The sequence below is a fragment of the Collimonas fungivorans Ter331 genome (assembly GCF_000221045.1).
Taxonomy (GTDB): Bacteria; Pseudomonadota; Gammaproteobacteria; order Burkholderiales; family Burkholderiaceae_D; genus Collimonas; species Collimonas fungivorans_A.
Genome location: NC_015856.1, coordinates 5,002,419 through 5,016,030, shown reverse-complemented (window position 1 = coordinate 5,016,030; position 13,612 = coordinate 5,002,419). Strand labels below are relative to the sequence as shown.

At 59.1% G+C, this 13,612-nt stretch carries 17 protein-coding genes, 3 tRNA genes and 1 pseudogene; 6 read left to right on the top strand and 15 right to left on the bottom strand.

Features of this window, described 5'->3' with window-relative positions; all coding sequences use genetic code 11:
* Window positions 1–66: 66 nt before the first annotated feature.
* The 3 genes from CFU_RS25050 to CFU_RS22405 all read right to left on the bottom strand — a co-directional run bounded on the left by CFU_RS25050 (window position 67) and on the right by CFU_RS22405 (window position 2,845).
* A complete protein-coding gene (locus tag CFU_RS25050) occupies window positions 67–1,845 on the bottom strand; it encodes a hypothetical protein (RefSeq protein ID WP_202946129.1) in 1,779 nt (592 codons plus the stop codon).
* Window positions 1,846–1,919: 74 nt separating this feature from the next.
* Entirely contained in the window at window positions 1,920–2,378 is a 459-nt protein-coding gene (locus CFU_RS23505; protein ID WP_014008278.1) for a CesT family type III secretion system chaperone, read from the bottom strand.
* Window positions 2,375–2,845 carry a hypothetical protein gene (locus CFU_RS22405; RefSeq protein ID WP_148264916.1) on the bottom strand — a complete coding sequence of 157 codons (471 nt, stop codon included), beginning with the start codon at window positions 2,843–2,845 and terminating at the stop codon, window positions 2,375–2,377. Before CFU_RS22405 ends, CFU_RS23505 begins: the two co-directional genes overlap by 4 nt.
* A 305-nt stretch (window positions 2,846–3,150) precedes the next feature.
* Between CFU_RS22405 and CFU_RS25315 the strand changes: the two are divergent.
* Window positions 3,151–3,449, top strand: a pseudogene (locus tag CFU_RS25315) (IS3 family transposase); the annotation flags it as partial.
* Window positions 3,450–3,505: 56 nt separating this feature from the next.
* Here the strand turns inward: CFU_RS25315 and nadC are convergent.
* Both nadC and CFU_RS22395 read right to left on the bottom strand, forming a co-directional pair.
* Complete coding sequence (gene nadC, locus CFU_RS22400) at window positions 3,506–4,366, bottom strand: carboxylating nicotinate-nucleotide diphosphorylase (RefSeq protein WP_014008276.1); 861 nt, start codon at window positions 4,364–4,366, stop codon at window positions 3,506–3,508.
* Between the two features lie 102 nt (window positions 4,367–4,468).
* Window positions 4,469–4,801, bottom strand: coding sequence for a winged helix-turn-helix transcriptional regulator (locus CFU_RS22395; RefSeq protein ID WP_014008275.1), 333 nt, complete (start codon window positions 4,799–4,801; stop codon window positions 4,469–4,471).
* Between the two features lie 58 nt (window positions 4,802–4,859).
* On the opposite strand from CFU_RS22395, the gene CFU_RS22390 reads away from it, so the two are divergent.
* Window positions 4,860–5,414: a carboxymuconolactone decarboxylase family protein gene (locus tag CFU_RS22390; RefSeq protein WP_014008274.1), complete on the top strand. Its 555-nt coding sequence runs from the start codon at window positions 4,860–4,862 to the stop codon at window positions 5,412–5,414.
* Between the two features lie 78 nt (window positions 5,415–5,492).
* Here the strand turns inward: CFU_RS22390 and CFU_RS22385 are convergent.
* Window positions 5,493–5,568, bottom strand: a tRNA-Arg gene (locus CFU_RS22385).
* Window positions 5,569–5,769: 201 nt separating this feature from the next.
* On the opposite strand from CFU_RS22385, the gene CFU_RS22380 reads away from it, so the two are divergent.
* Window positions 5,770–6,378 (top strand): c-type cytochrome, encoded by a 609-nt coding sequence (locus tag CFU_RS22380; RefSeq protein ID WP_050808687.1) that lies wholly within the window; start codon window positions 5,770–5,772, stop codon window positions 6,376–6,378.
* A gap of 72 nt (window positions 6,379–6,450) precedes the next feature.
* Here the strand turns inward: CFU_RS22380 and CFU_RS22375 are convergent, their stop codons facing one another.
* The 7 genes from CFU_RS22375 to CFU_RS24710 all read right to left on the bottom strand — a co-directional run bounded on the left by CFU_RS22375 (window position 6,451) and on the right by CFU_RS24710 (window position 10,093).
* Complete coding sequence (locus CFU_RS22375) at window positions 6,451–7,140, bottom strand: OmpA family protein (protein ID WP_014008273.1); 690 nt, start codon at window positions 7,138–7,140, stop codon at window positions 6,451–6,453.
* Between the two features lie 66 nt (window positions 7,141–7,206).
* On the bottom strand, window positions 7,207–7,584 hold the full coding sequence (locus CFU_RS22370; RefSeq protein ID WP_041742739.1) for a hypothetical protein: 378 nt from the start codon (window positions 7,582–7,584) through the stop codon (window positions 7,207–7,209).
* A 14-nt stretch (window positions 7,585–7,598) separates the two neighbouring features.
* Window positions 7,599–7,985: a phage holin family protein gene (locus tag CFU_RS22365; RefSeq protein ID WP_014008272.1), complete on the bottom strand. Its 387-nt coding sequence runs from the start codon at window positions 7,983–7,985 to the stop codon at window positions 7,599–7,601.
* 24 nt (window positions 7,986–8,009) lie between these two features.
* Window positions 8,010–8,309, bottom strand: coding sequence for a DUF883 family protein (locus tag CFU_RS22360; protein ID WP_014008271.1), 300 nt, complete (start codon window positions 8,307–8,309; stop codon window positions 8,010–8,012).
* A 173-nt stretch (window positions 8,310–8,482) separates the two neighbouring features.
* Complete coding sequence (locus CFU_RS22355) at window positions 8,483–8,992, bottom strand: hypothetical protein (RefSeq protein WP_014008270.1); 510 nt, start codon at window positions 8,990–8,992, stop codon at window positions 8,483–8,485.
* A 332-nt stretch (window positions 8,993–9,324) separates the two neighbouring features.
* On the bottom strand, window positions 9,325–9,795 hold the full coding sequence (locus tag CFU_RS22350; protein ID WP_014008269.1) for a hypothetical protein: 471 nt from the start codon (window positions 9,793–9,795) through the stop codon (window positions 9,325–9,327).
* Window positions 9,725–10,093: a hypothetical protein gene (locus CFU_RS24710; protein ID WP_148264914.1), complete on the bottom strand. Its 369-nt coding sequence runs from the start codon at window positions 10,091–10,093 to the stop codon at window positions 9,725–9,727. Before CFU_RS24710 ends, CFU_RS22350 begins: the two co-directional genes overlap by 71 nt.
* 62 nt (window positions 10,094–10,155) lie before the next feature.
* Between CFU_RS24710 and CFU_RS22345 the strand changes: the two genes are divergently transcribed.
* A tRNA-Val gene (locus tag CFU_RS22345) sits at window positions 10,156–10,231 on the top strand.
* Window positions 10,232–10,265: 34 nt separating this feature from the next.
* Window positions 10,266–10,342 (top strand) — tRNA-Asp (locus CFU_RS22340).
* A gap of 248 nt (window positions 10,343–10,590) precedes the next feature.
* On the opposite strand, the gene CFU_RS22335 is transcribed toward CFU_RS22340, so the two are convergent.
* Entirely contained in the window at window positions 10,591–11,109 is a 519-nt protein-coding gene (locus tag CFU_RS22335; RefSeq protein ID WP_014008268.1) for a hypothetical protein, read from the bottom strand.
* A 317-nt stretch (window positions 11,110–11,426) separates the two neighbouring features.
* Between CFU_RS22335 and CFU_RS22330 the strand changes: the two genes are divergently transcribed.
* Window positions 11,427–12,557 carry a GGDEF domain-containing protein gene (locus CFU_RS22330; RefSeq protein ID WP_014008267.1) on the top strand — a complete coding sequence of 377 codons (1,131 nt, stop codon included), beginning with the start codon at window positions 11,427–11,429 and terminating at the stop codon, window positions 12,555–12,557.
* A gap of 16 nt (window positions 12,558–12,573) precedes the next feature.
* On the opposite strand, the gene CFU_RS22325 is transcribed toward CFU_RS22330, so the two are convergent.
* On the bottom strand, window positions 12,574–13,473 hold the full coding sequence (locus tag CFU_RS22325; RefSeq protein WP_014008266.1) for a recombination-associated protein RdgC: 900 nt from the start codon (window positions 13,471–13,473) through the stop codon (window positions 12,574–12,576).
* Window positions 13,474–13,612: the final 139 nt, after the last annotated feature.

The following is a 13,612-nucleotide window of genomic DNA, read 5'->3' as shown; positions in this document are numbered from 1 at the left end:
TAACGCATTAAACAGAATTTGACGCTCCTCCAACTGTTCCGTTTTCAGCTACAGCAGTCCGAGGCGTCAACCGGCTGTTTCAGGGCGGCTATCCTTTTCCGTGCGCACGGCGCCTTCGGCCTGCCATGTTCCGCCAATCACCTTGTAACTCAGGCCGGCCATGGCGCCTGAGCCGCCGTTGGAGAGCAGCGATGTCGCCGCCGGCGACAACCCCACCCGTTCACCGATGACGGACAGCACATTGCTGGCGGCTATATTGCTGTTGATGGCCGCCGTGCGAGCGATGGATTTATCGAGTACGCTCATGTAATCCTGGCGCTTCCCTTTCCATGCAGGATCGAATTTTTGACTGGTGCCGGCTTCCTTGGCTTCCTGCTCGGTTACGTTGGTCCAGTCCGCGGTTTCCAGCACCGTATTGATGGCCGCCTTGACTGCCGACGAGTGATAAACGACGTTCATTGCTTCGTGTTTGCTGAGCGGGGAGTGTTGTCCGGCGAGGGTCAGCCTGGCGTCGCTCAAGGCTGCCGGCACAAAAGCACTGAAGGCATAGTTGGCTGCAATATTTACTTTTGCGTAGAATTCGCCCGAAACGTCCATATGCGTTCCGCTGACGCCGCCATTGGTGTCGGCTTCCGTGCCTACCATGCGGAATGTGGCCTGTATGGTATCGCGCGCTCCTGCGTAAGCCAACACCTTGATATCGGACGCTACCAGCTTCGCGGCAAGTTCAGGCTGCCCGATGTGAGGGCCGGCGACGCCTAAAGCAATGTTGGCAAGTATGCCGCCGGTGGCCAGTGTGGTGACGGCATCGGAATAGCGGCGCTGCTGCGTCATTTTCGTCTGCTGGTCTTCAGCTGGCAGAGCGGCCCATTGCTCGGCGCTGAGGTTGTGAAATCCGCGCGCCGCGGTTTCCGGGCTGCGTTGTTCGCGGTACTGGCGCACACGGTGCAGGCAAAGCGACACCGTGCCCGAGACGATCTGCAAGGCCACCGCATGCTCGTGGGGAATCTGGCGCAGTCCGGCAAACAATACTTCGTTCATGCATTCCCGAAGAAAAGTCGGAACGCCGACCGCAACCGTTTGATGGATCAGGTGGCCGGCGGTGGCGCCGGCAAATTTCTTTTCGATGCCCATGACTCCCAACCCCGAGGCGACGCTTGTGCCCACCTGGCCGGCTTGACTGCCCATGAAAATGGCGGCCTGCTTTCCTTTTGCGGCGCCGGCAGCGCTCAATTCCTTGCCTTTCTCCAAGCCCGCACCCATTTGTTTTCCAGCGAATTTGGACGCGATGATCGCGCCGCCTTTTATCTTTTCGGTACCGCTTTTCAGGGACGACAATGCGTTGCCTCCAAAGGAGGAAAGAGCATTCAACGGTGTAGCAGCCATCGCTCTCCAACTCGATGCAGGCGGTGGCGGTTGAGCGAATTCTATTTCGATCGCAATATCGTTAAACGGCGAATTTGGGGTGAATACCGGTGCTCCCATGCTGCGACGCAAAGAGGTGGAGCCGGAAGGGGGGGTAAATGTTCTGCCATTTTCACTGCCAGACTCGGACGGTGTCGCGGTTCTGATTTCATTGTGGCGACGGGAGGTATTCTGGCTTTTCACGCCCGGGTTTGAGGGTCCCGGCAGGTTTGCATTCAGAATGCGAGGCGAACTCCCAGTCGAAGTGTGGCCGGGACTCAATGAGTCCGGCTTCGGTTTCAGTCCTTCAAGCGCTGTGTTCGTGGTCAGACTGGACCGCGCCCGAGTCGATGGTGATTTGTTCTCTGAAGCTTCATCAGAGGGAGAGATCGTGTGCGGCATCGAGTGCGTCCGCGATATTCCTCCTGTTTCTCCTGCCATGATGCATCTCCCTTTAGATGTCAAAAATCGTCGTGACCGATTGTTGTGGTGGATGTTGCAATAGTTGTGTCGGATTAATGGCGTTTCATCTGAATTTCGGTCGCAAACGCGGCCAGTTCCCGCAACCAGCGGGCAAGTGCAACGGGCTGCGGCTGAGCCAGCGGCCAGCGACGCATCAAGCTCGGGCCGCCATAACCGTCCGTCGCAACCACGCCCGACGACAGCAGCAACTGGGCGTTGGCCTGCAGCAGCGCTCTGCGTGCTGCCGGATTAGCCCAGGCCGGGTCGAGCAGCGCGCTAGCAATCAGTGCCGAATCGTCCGGCGCGCAGGCGAGCAATAAACGCTGCTCGCCGATCAAGAGGCGACCGGTGCGCGCGACCTCCCGTGCGACTTCCTTCGTTGTGCCGAGCAGCAGCATCACTTCGGCAACCAGAACCAATACTTCCCTGGTCGCCTCGAATTCCTGCAATGCAGCCGGCGGCGTCACTGGTTGCCCGCTCTTCGTCGGATGCAGCGTATTGCCGAATTTCATTGGAGCCTCTCTTTGCTGTCAGTATTATTTATGGTGCCGGCACGCACCGCCACGCACAGGTCATGCATGCTTTCCAATGCGGCGCGCAACAGTTCCGGTTCATGCATGGCCGACGGCAGATTCATCAGCAGACAGGCGGTGTCGCCTTCGTCCAGGGCAAAGCCCCAATCCGCGACGATCATTGCGCCGGCATTGGCGCGCAACATGGCGTTATGCCAAACGCTCGGATCGACACCGTCCGGCTTGGCCATGGCGGCTGAGGCCACGATGCGCAGCGCGGCATCAGGCAGGTCCTTGACATGAATCGCGAACTCGATGCCATCGCTGTAAAGCAGGCCGGACTGAGCGAATGTTTGCTTGCTTTCGGCATTCAGTTCCATGACGTCCGCGGTCGCTTGCAGCAATGCTGTCCGCTCCAGACGAGAGCCAAAAGATGGGGCATCTACGGTTGATGAATTCTGGAGCATGAGTTTTTCCTTAATGACAATCAGATGATCCCATTTCACTCCCAAACGAGGCTGCCGCATGACACACATGCGAAAGATTGTTTCGATAAGCGTACTTCGTGGATCGGTTCTTTTGGGGCAATGGGCTGGCATGGCGAGCTGCGTCGCAACCCGAATTGCGTAGAGGTACACACGCGCATTGCCGCAGCGAGAGGACAACACGTTTTTCTTACGACGAGTTCAGCCAACCGTCTCCATGCCAAACGCCAAAAAGAGGTGATTGCAAAGATGGACGCGTCAATTCTTAGATTTCCCCTTTCATCAGGTACCGACGGATCACCGCCTTGCTCATCGAGCAAGGCGGGTTTGTCGGCAAGGGGATTGCGTGCAACGATCTGGCGTCGCGAAGGGCTCAAGGTTCCCAAGAAGCAAAAGCCACGGGGCCATTCATGGCTCAACGATGGCTCGTGCGCGCGGCTTTACGCTGAGCGGCCCAACCACGTCTGGAGTAATGATTTTGTCTCGACGAAAACCCACGATGGGCGTAGCGTGCGTCTGCTGACACTCGTCGATGAGGACATCGCCTGAAGCACTGGCGATCAAAGTGGCGCGTCGACTCAGCAGCGTGAAGCCGCGGCGGAACTGTTGCGGGCGTTTTTCAAAGAGCGCCGCTAGGCGGGCTTACACCAGCTCAAAATCCAGTCCGATATCTGCCGCCGGGGCGCTTTGCATCAGCCGCCCGACCGAGACGTAATCCACACCGCTCGCCGCGACCGCGGCGATCGTATCGAGCCGCACTCCACCCGAAGCCTCCGTCGCCGCGCGCCCGGCCACCAACGTCACTGCCTCGGCCAGCATTGCCGGCGACATATTGTCGAGCAGGATTTGGGTGGCGCCGGCCACGATCGCCGGCTCGATCTGGTCGAGTCGATCGACTTCGCAGATGATCCGCTCCACGCCTGCCGCCTTCGCGCGCGCCACCGCCGGCCCGACGCCGCCCGCCACCGCGACGTGGTTGTCCTTGATCAGCACCGCATCCCACAGCCCCATGCGGTAATTGGTCGCGCCGCCCATCCGCGTCGCGTATTTTTCAAGCACGCGCAGGCCGGGGATGGTCTTGCGGGTGTCGAGCAGGGTGGCCTGGCCGTTCATGGCATCGACATAGGCGCGCGTCATTGTCGCGATGCCCGAGAGGTGCTGCACGGTGTTGAGCGCGCTGCGCTCGACGGTGAGCAGAGCACGGGCGTTGCCGGCGATCCGCATCAACGCGGCGCCAGGTGTGACGCTCTGGCCGTCCTGCACGAGCATTTCGATCGTACACGCCGGATCGAGATGACGGAAGAACGCGGCGGCCAGTGGCAGACCGGCGACGGTGATCGCCTCGCGGCTGTCCATCACCCCGGCAAAGCGCGCATCGGCAGGGATGACGCTCTCGGCGGTGACGTCGTGGCCGCCGCCAGGGAGGCCTTCGCCGAGATCTTCAGCGAGCGTAGCGTGGACAAAGGCACCAAGGTTGAAGCCTGGGAGGGTAAATGCATTCATGCCGTGACCTTACAGAAATGAAAAGATTATGCAAGGGCCTTACAGGCCGCCAGCGCCGCAAACCTACAGCCGAATGTCCATTCAACGGGGCCTAGGTAGATGTTATTTATTTGCACTACGTAGCGCTGCGGCCCAACTCTCGACCCAGTCTCCCAAGGGATCGAACAGTTCCAATAGTTTTTCGCCGCGTTTGGTAAGTTGGTAACCAGTGTCGCAAGTTTCAACAATCAGAGCTTCGCGCAATTCTGCTAGTCGGCCGTTGAGCACCGACGGCGACATACTGTCGCAGCGCGCCTGTAGCTCGCGGAACACCATTGGGCCTTCGCGCAGTTCCCAGATCACGCGCAGCACCCAGCGGCGGCCGAGCAGGTCGAGCAAAGCCATGATCGGCTTGCCGGTTTTGGAACCACGAACGGGTTTGTCGATGAGTGCCATGTTGCGCTACTAAATTAGAAGCATTATGCTTCGTTTATCGTAGCAACTGGAGTCCTGCATGTCAACACCCCGCATACAAGCCCTTAATCCGCCCTACGCTGATGGTGTGCAGCAGGATTTCGATCGCATCATGCCGCCCGGCATTGCGCCGCTGAAATTGTTCCGCACCGTAGGACAAAATCCGCGTGTATTGTCGCGCATGATCGCAGGCAGCCTACTCGACAAGGGCAGCATTTCAGTACGCGCCAGAGAGATCATGATTCTACGAACCTGCGCGTTGTGTGGGGCCGAGTACGAATGGGGCGTACATGTTGCGGCCTTTGGCACCAAGGCGGGATTCACTCCGACACAGGTTGCTGCCACCGTGCATGAGGATACCCAAGCGTGGCCAGCTCAAGATTCCGTGCTGATCCGGTTGGCGGATGCACTGCATGCGACCAGCAGCGTCGGCGACACTCTGTGGGCCGAACTGAAAACGTTTTACACCGACGAGCAGCTTATCGAGCTAGTGGTGCTTGCCGGCCTATATCACGCGGTGTCCTACATAGTGAACACGACAAAGCTGGAACTTGAGACCGCCGCGCCTCATTTTGATAGTTATGCCAACAACTGATCGATGGACGCATGTTTATGGGTGCACGTCACTGCTAAATATTGCAATGCATAACATCTTGATTTATATGGGAAAAACTGGTGCGGCTGGCTGGAATCGAACCAGCGACCCTTGGCTTCGGAGGCCAATACTCTATCCACTGAGCTACAGCCGCATGAGAGGAACGGTGAAGAGGCCTGAAGGATACCGTTTTTCTGCGCGCGCGTCCATGCAAAGCAACGTTTCTGCGTTCCAAATAGTAATTATTGGGACTATAATCAAGGGTTTGGCGGGGGATCGTGCGCGGTTTGGGCGATTCGGACGGTTTTTTGGCGCCTATCCGGCTACGGCTTTGAAAATTGTACTGAGGGAATTCATGAGCGACGCACATAACGAAGAACATCAATCCGCGATCAGGACACCTAAGCAGCTGATCGTTGCCATTGCAGCGGGCTTTCTGGTCCCCATCATCTGCATCGTATTGCTGGTGCAATACGTCACCGCCGGCAAGAAGGTCGGCGCCGGTTCCGAGGGGCAGACTCCGGAAGCGGTTGCTGCCCGCATCAGCCCCGTGGCCGATGCCGGTTTCACCTTCAAGGATGTCAACGCGCCCAAGCAATTGCTGTCAGGCGAAGAAGTCTTCAAGTCCACCTGCGCCGCCTGCCATGCAGCCGGCGTTGCCGGTGCGCCTAAGGTCGGCGATGCCGGCGCCTGGGGTCCGCGCCTGGCCGAAGGCTACGACAAGGTAGTCGGCTATGCGCTGCATGGCCTGCGGGCGATGCCTGCCAAGGGCGGCAACGCTGACCTGGACGATATCGAAGTTGCGCGCGCGGTGGTCTACATGGCCAACCAGTCCGGCGGCAAGTTCAAGGAACCGGAAGTGCCGGCTCCTGCTGCTGCGCCAGCCGCTGCCGATGCTTCGGCAAGCGCCGCGGCTTCCGCTTCTGCCGCAGCCAGCGCTGCTTCGGCGCCGGCTGCAAAATAATTCAGCCAGCCGGTCGTAAAAAAGCCAGTCACATTGACTGGCTTTTTTTTGCCCAGGAACTTGGGGCGAAGATCAATAGGCCCGTGCCTGTGGTTGGCCTTGTCCAGGATCCCGTTCGTAAGTGTAGAGCTCAACCCGGCGATTGACCGCACGGTTGGCCGCCGTATCGTTCGCGACTACAGGTTCCGTGGAGCCCAGGCCCTTCGTCACGATACGGTTCGGCGCGACGCCGCGGCTGCCAAGGTAACCGGCAACATTCTGCGCACGCTGGACCGACAGTGGGTTGTTGATCGCATCCGTACCCGTGTTGTCGGTATGGCCGTAGACTTCCACTAAGGCGGCGGGATTTTGCACCAGCGTTGACGCCAGCTGATCCAGGATCGGGCGCAGGGCAGGGTTGATGTCAGCGCGTCCGGTAGCAAAGCCGGTATCGGCCGGAACATTGATCTTCAGGCGGTTATCCGCAGTCTGGGTGACCTGGACGTTGGTGCCTGCAGTTGCCCGTTCCATCGCCAGCTTCTGGTCTTGCTGGCGCTTGCCCCAGATATTGCCGCCAACCGCGCCGATCGCAGCGCCGATCGCTGCACCGGCAGCGGTCCGTCCGGCGCCGCCGGGGCCGGCAATGCCGCCCACCAGGCCGCCCAGCACCGCGCCAGCGCCAGCACCCATCGCAGTTCCTCTTTGGGTCTCCGACATGTCGGCACAGCCCGCGGTTGCCATTGTAATTGCGAGAACCAGGGCACCCAACTTGAATTTATTCATGGTCTTTCCTTTCTAAGGTTGAGACAGCGCCAGCAAAAAACCGCAGCCTCCGGCTGGAGGCTGCGGTTATTCATCATCTGTTGTTGTCTTGCTTTTCCTGCTGTTGACATAAGCGGCGCCGCCGATTGCAGCAAGCAGGGCGGCGCCGATAAGAAGGGGTTTGCGGGTACGGCGTTTCGATAACCACGACGCGCCGGTCAGCAGCAAAGGCAGCATGGCAGGCAGGTTGCTGCCTTTCGCATTGCCGCGGTTGCTGAACACCGATGAAGCGATGCCGGTTACCCGGCCCAATAAAATGGTCGCCAGCGATTTGCTGTTCAGGTTGATGCGCACGATATCGCGCGAGACAAGCATGTCGGCGCGGAAGGCGGCGCCTTCCTGCAGCAGCTTCTGCTTGCGCTCAGCGGTGGAAAGGTTGCTGTCCGGTCCTGCGTATCTGCCCATGTCGGGTTCCGTGTTCAAAGTAAAGCGTCGCGATCTTTGCGCAGTTCGGCCATGGTGACCGGCAAGCCGAGCCGGCCCTGGCGCAGCACGCTGCGCACATAAAAGCCGGTGCCGATCGTCACGATGGTGAAAAATGCCGCCAGGATCAGCAGTATCTTCCAGCCCAGGGCGTCCCACGCCAGCACCAGCAGCAAGCCGCTCCAGAAGGCCAGCGCAAACCACAGGGCGACGATGCCGAGCGCGCAGACCAGGAACAGCTTGAACAGGTGCGAGCCGATCTCCGAGAATTCCAGCGCGGCCAGTTCGATGCGGCTGATTAACAGCGCAAACATGTTCTTGGCGGTGCCGACCAGCCCGGACACCAGACCCGGACTGCTTTGCTTGGGTTGTTGTGGGTTCATGCGAGCCTGACAGTTATGCTGCGGTTATTTACGGGAAATGGCCAGGCCGACCAGCAAGCCGATGCCGGCCGAAATGGCGATTGCGCGCCACGGGTTTTCCTGGACATAGTCGTCGGTGGTGGCGGCGATTTCCTTGCCCGCCTCGATTGCCGCTGCTTGCACGTCTTGTGCTTTAGACACGGCCGTGTCAAGTAGTTCCAAACCTTTGTCGCGCAGGTCTTCGGCTTTCTCGCCGGTGGTGGCGGCAGCTTCGCGAAACAGTTCTTGCGCATCTTCGACCATGCTGCGGAAATCGCTGCGGGTTCTCAGAGTGGATCGGTGCATCGTGTGGCTCCTTCATTCATGATGTTCAAGTATAGCCAACCGCTTCTGCAAATGCTGCGGTCGAGCTAGCTTAGCGTTCGATGATACAGGCTACTGTGCCTATCTGCCAACAAAGTGTCTGTTTGACATGGAATGTGCACTTGATTGCCGCCATGCGCCGCGGCAATCATGCCTTATTTCCTGTCGCGCAGTTCGGCGATCGCTTCGATGCTGCCGATCTGGATGACGATGGGACGCAGGGTGATGGTCGCTTGCGCTGGCCGCCAGGCAAACAGCCATTCATGCTGGGCCGCATCGCGCTTGCCTTTGCTGAAGGCGCTGCCGAGGGGGCTGGGCTGGCCGTAGCTGACGGCGGCGTCGATCCCGGCCCAGTTCGGCAGCAGCCGCTGCGCGGCGCGGTGGATCAGTTCGCCGAAATGCTCGGTGTCGTGGATCACCAGGCAGCAGTCCGACGGTGCAAACGCGCTGAACAGGCCGGCGTCGTCGCTGCTGCTCATGCTCAAGGTCAGCAGTTGCGGCGTGGCGCGTTTTGCCGCGCCGTGCGCGTGATGGAGATTGCTGATCTGCAGGCTTTCCGCGGGCGGACGCAAACGGAATTCTCCGAGCGTCAAGGAACGTTCCAGCCATTGCCGCTCCGAATAGCGGTAGAGCTTGGCGGGGCGTTGGTAATCTGCGCTTAACATGGTGACTTGTCTTTATTCTGTGTAACGGACGCGAAAAGCGCGCGTCCTGAAAATCTGCTGCTGCCGTGCCAGCACTTGATGGCGGAATTCGCCGCTGGCTTACGGCTGGTACATCAGGTTGCGGTAAGCGCTGGACGCCAGCAATTATCCAATACGCTCCAGGTCGAAACTGGAGATGATGAGTGGCGGCTGGATATCCATGACTGTGCTGTTTCGTAAAAAAGGGGGATAAGTGCGAACGCAGCGTGGTGGGATGTCTCACGGAGTCCTGCATTGCGTTCAGGCTGATGCCTCGATGGTAGGCGAGAAGCGCGCAGGAAGCAAGCCGGCCGCTACTCGTCCATCTGCTGTTCGGCCACCGAGCGCAGCTGGAAACGGCCGTCGTCGTTGAACAGCCAGCTTTCCGCGAGCTCGACTTCGCCGCGCCGCAGGAAGCGGCTGTCGGGCTTGGGGAAGGGTGCGGCGCGGCGCAACGCCGCCAGCGCCGTGGCTTCGGCCTTGCGGTCGCGATTGGTGCGCAGGACGTCGGCGCGCAGCAGCTGGCCGTCGGCGTTGACGAAATATTTCAGCACGATCACGGCGCGCAGCAGCGCCTGCGGCCGCCCCACATACACCTGAGTCGAGTTGACCGCGACGATGCGTTGCGCCAGTGCGCGCTTGTAGTCATCCAGCGTGGCGGCGGTCGAGGTTGCGTCCGGGGTGGTGGCGGGCGGCGCCGGCGTTTCCGCCAGCTTATTGGTGCAGGCCGCCAGCATGATCGCACTGACGCAATAGAGGCTGGCGCGGATCTTGGCATTCATCATGGTTTTTATGGTTTAAGTTAATCAAATGCCAATAATTGCCGGCGTTGACGCCGGCCATAAGATGATCTGTCACTGCCCATGATATAGCAGCAGTCCTGTTATGACAGCCGACCGATATCCGGTGTTCCATTTCGGCAAACCGATTCAAACAAAAAATAACAATAGGAATTTCATGGCTGCCGCAATTGTAAAGAACCGCGTAAACAGGCGGCTGGCGAGCTGAAATGGTCTGTTGCAAAAAACTTTTCAAAACAAAATGCGCCGAAGCGCTAGTAAATTTAAAAAAACCGTTGTACAATCTGCCCCCTTCAGGCGTAGTGACATACGCTAAGAAAGTTTGGCTGACTAAGTGTGCATTTTGGGTGCTTAGCTCAGTTGGTAGAGCGGCGCCCTTACAAGGCGTAGGTCGGGAGTTCGAGCCTCTCAGCACCCACCAAGTAGCCAGATGATCTTAATGAAGCAGCAGTTTAGGAGTGGTAGTTCAGTTGGTTAGAATACCGGCCTGTCACGCCGGGGGTCGCGGGTTCGAGTCCCGTCCACTCCGCCAAGAATACAAATGCCCGCGCAAGCGGGCGTTTTTATTTATAAGTCCGGTTTCATATTCCCGCTTGCGGGAATATCGCTCTGCGGAGTGGAGGAAGCCGCCTGCGCGGCTTCCGGCGGGAATCGAAGGGCTGCGCTTGCAAGCGCAGCAGCGGCCTGCAGAATGTAGGCGAGTCCCGTCCACTCCGCCAAGAACATGAAAAAGACGACCGCAAGGTCGTCTTTTTTTTCGTCTGCGCTTTTAAGCGGCAGTTAAAAACGATCGCCTATGGTGCGGGTAATCGCGGTGCCCTCGGATTTTTGCAGCAGCAGCTTGCCGTTGCGGATCACCAGCGTTTCGCTGCTCTTGTCCCTGGTCTCGGCGATCCGTCCGATCGGCCCCAGCGCCATGCTGACGCTGGAGGAAACCTTCACCTCCGCGCTCTTGCGGTCCTTGCTGATCTCGATATGCTCGACGTTGACCTGGTAATTGGTCGAGACGCCGCCCTGCCGCCCGGCTTGCGCCAGCGCTTCGAACATCTTGTTGTACCGGTCGCAGGTTTCTTCCTTGCCGGCGTTTTCCTGGATCCGGCCCTGGCTGGTGGAATTGATGCCGGTGCGGGTGAAATCCTTGCTCAGCATGGCGCACAGTTCCTTGCCGCGGCCATTGAGGACATGCTCGGTGGCGGTGTCGTAAAAGCGGGTCACGCTCTCTTCATCGATGGAATTTTGACGATTCCAGTACCAAGTGCCTATCCCGACGGCAACTAATAACAAAATAATGACTCTCATGCTGTCCTGATCCCCTTAAAACGCTAAAGACGCCCTAAAATTTGCTGCGCCGCATTTGCCGCTTTGCACTTCGATCTTGTCAGTTATAGAAGATGCGGCTTAAATTCCCAGTAAGCTATAGAATATCTGCAGTGCAATAATTTTGATAGCTAACTTAATCCCGCATCCGTGCGCTCGCCAGAACATGGCCTTAATGTTTCCCTTTAGTACCATGTCCTGCATCCATTTCCCTGAAAAAATGAATTGCGGTCTGTCATGCGTGGCTGTTTGTTGCCAAGGGTAAAGAATACAATGGCAACCAACGGAAACCGGCCGACATGAAACAGCAACGACGAAAAGAAATGAATGCGATGGCATTAGGCATGCTCGGGCGGGTCGCCCTGAGCGGCCTGCTGGACGCCATGCTGCTATGGGGTTTTGCCCGGGCAGGGGTGGTCCGGCCGGAAATCGCGCTGCTCTACGCGATGGTCGTGGTGCTGGTCAACGGCGTCTACTACCTGCTGATCCGCAGCGGGGTAAACCGGCGCTACAAGGATCCTGGCCTGACTTTCGCCCAGGTGGTGACGGCCTTGCTGCTGCAGACCTGCTTCCTGATCCTGGCGCCGCAGGTCGGCTACCTGTTCCTGATCAACTTTTTTGTCATCTACGGCTTCGGCGTACTTGGCCTGAGCACCTTCTGGTACGTGGTCAGCTGGCTGATCGGTTCGCTGGCGCTGGTGCTGGCTTTCAGCGTGGCCGGCGCGCACCTGAGTTTTCCGGTGGCGAGCAATTTCAGCCAGCTGCTGGTGTGCCTGTCCTTCATCCTGACGCTGGGGCGCTGCATCTACCTGACCAACATGCTGAGCCGCATGCAGCGCAAGATCATGGAAAAGAACCAGCAGCTGGTGCTGGCCATGAAGCGGGTGCAGGAACTGGCCACCCGCGACGAGCTGACCAATATCGAAAACCGCCGTTCGCTGATGGAAATCCTGGCGGTCGAGCAGAAACGCTTCCAGCGCGGCGGTACGCCGTTCTGCATCGCCATCCTGGACCTGGACGGCTTCAAGGCGGTCAATGACAATTTCGGCCACGCCGCCGGCGACCTGGTGCTCAAGACCTTCGTCGAGATCGTGCGCAACGAAATGCGCCTGAGCGACCACTTCGCCCGCTACGGCGGTGACGAGTTCGTGCTGGTGCTGACCGGCACCACGGTGCAGGAGGGCGTGACGGCGCTGGACCGCATCTGCGCCGAGACCGAAATGTACGACTGGAGCAAGTTCGGCAAGGACATCGTCCTCACGGCGTCGATCGGGATCACCGATTTCCGCCCCGGCGAAAGCATAGACGAAGCCTTCCAGCGCGCCGACATGGCGCTGTACGGCGCCAAGGCGGCCGGCCGCAACCGCGTCATGATCAGCCCCGACACCTTCGAGGCATCCGACGGCGGCACCACCATCAGGGCTTTCTGAGCGTCGTTGCCGGGTTTTAGACGGCCGCTTCGCCGCCCAGCGCGAACACCAGGTCGCCCAGCATCTTGCTGAGCTCGCCGGTCATCAGCATCATGTCGGAATCGAAACGTTCGTCGTCGTTCTTGCTGCTGGTGTCGTTGCCTTCCTTGAGCACGTCGAGCGGCGCGATGCGCTTGATCGCCAGCGATTCGGTCAGGACAAACGAAACATGGTCGGCCCAGGTCATCGCCAGCCGCGTGCACTGCTTGCCGGAGGCGATGTGGCGGCGCACGTCGTCGGCCTCGATGGTGTGGCGCACATAGCGCACGGTGGCCTTGCCTTCGCCGGCGGCGCGCAATTCCGTATCCTGGTCGACGGTAAAACCGTGCGGCGCTTCGTCGGAAGCCAGCCAGTTGGTCATCGAAGTCAGCGGCGAATGCGCCGTGCGCAGGCTGGAAATCTGCAATTTGTCGACCGAAGCCAGCAACAGCTTGAGGATTTCTTCAGCCTTGGTCGGGCTGGCCGCGTCGATCACCAGCCAGCCGTTGACCGGATCGATCCAGACCCAGGTATTGCGCTGGATGCTGAACGCGCGCGGCAGCAGCTCGTCGGTAACCTGTTCCTTGAGGTCTTTGAGCTGCTTGCGGCCGGGCGCATAACCCTGCTGCTCTTCGATTTCGGCGGCGCGCGCCTTGGTCACCTGGTTGATCACGGTAGCCGGCAGCAGCTTCTTTTCCGTGCCCAGCAAGATCATCATCTGGCGGTTGACGCTGTGCACCAGCATGCCGTTGTCGCGCGGCGACAGCCAGCCCTGGCTCTGCAGCTCCAGGCTGCTGCACTTGGCAAACGCCTGCGGCGCCAGGAAAGCTTCAAGTTGTTCGGCCGAGATGGCCCATGGTGCGGGAATACGGTAGATCTGAAGATTTTTAAACCACATAGTGTTCCAATTTCCAATAAATAAAACAAATCCCGGACACAGCTACCTGCTGCGTGGCGATTTACGCTATATCCAGGCGGTTGCCGGTTGATGAAAACGCGGGAAGTTTGAAGCAGCTGAAGTTGGTGCAGCATTTGCA

Bases quoted from the DNA above. Each gene is read 5' to 3' on its own strand.
- CFU_RS25050 (WP_202946129.1), bottom strand. From the start codon at position 1,845: ATGGCAGGAGAAACAGGAGGAATATCGCGGACGCACTCGATGCCGCAC.
- CFU_RS23505 (WP_014008278.1), bottom strand. From the start codon at position 2,378: ATGAAATTCGGCAATACGCTGCATCCGACGAAGAGCGGGCAACCAGTG.
- CFU_RS22405 (WP_148264916.1), bottom strand. From the start codon at position 2,845: ATGCTCCAGAATTCATCAACCGTAGATGCCCCATCTTTTGGCTCTCGT.
- nadC (WP_014008276.1), bottom strand. From the start codon at position 4,366: ATGAATGCATTTACCCTCCCAGGCTTCAACCTTGGTGCCTTTGTCCAC.
- CFU_RS22395 (WP_014008275.1), bottom strand. From the start codon at position 4,801: ATGGCACTCATCGACAAACCCGTTCGTGGTTCCAAAACCGGCAAGCCG.
- CFU_RS22390 (WP_014008274.1), top strand. From the start codon at position 4,860: ATGTCAACACCCCGCATACAAGCCCTTAATCCGCCCTACGCTGATGGT.
- CFU_RS22380 (WP_050808687.1), top strand. From the start codon at position 5,770: ATGAGCGACGCACATAACGAAGAACATCAATCCGCGATCAGGACACCT.
- CFU_RS22375 (WP_014008273.1), bottom strand. From the start codon at position 7,140: ATGAATAAATTCAAGTTGGGTGCCCTGGTTCTCGCAATTACAATGGCA.
- CFU_RS22370 (WP_041742739.1), bottom strand. From the start codon at position 7,584: ATGGGCAGATACGCAGGACCGGACAGCAACCTTTCCACCGCTGAGCGC.
- CFU_RS22365 (WP_014008272.1), bottom strand. From the start codon at position 7,985: ATGAACCCACAACAACCCAAGCAAAGCAGTCCGGGTCTGGTGTCCGGG.
- CFU_RS22360 (WP_014008271.1), bottom strand. From the start codon at position 8,309: ATGCACCGATCCACTCTGAGAACCCGCAGCGATTTCCGCAGCATGGTC.
- CFU_RS22355 (WP_014008270.1), bottom strand. From the start codon at position 8,992: ATGTTAAGCGCAGATTACCAACGCCCCGCCAAGCTCTACCGCTATTCG.
- CFU_RS22350 (WP_014008269.1), bottom strand. From the start codon at position 9,795: ATGATGAATGCCAAGATCCGCGCCAGCCTCTATTGCGTCAGTGCGATC.
- CFU_RS22335 (WP_014008268.1), bottom strand. From the start codon at position 11,109: ATGAGAGTCATTATTTTGTTATTAGTTGCCGTCGGGATAGGCACTTGG.
- CFU_RS22330 (WP_014008267.1), top strand. From the start codon at position 11,427: ATGAAACAGCAACGACGAAAAGAAATGAATGCGATGGCATTAGGCATG.
- CFU_RS22325 (WP_014008266.1), bottom strand. From the start codon at position 13,473: ATGTGGTTTAAAAATCTTCAGATCTACCGTATTCCCGCACCATGGGCC.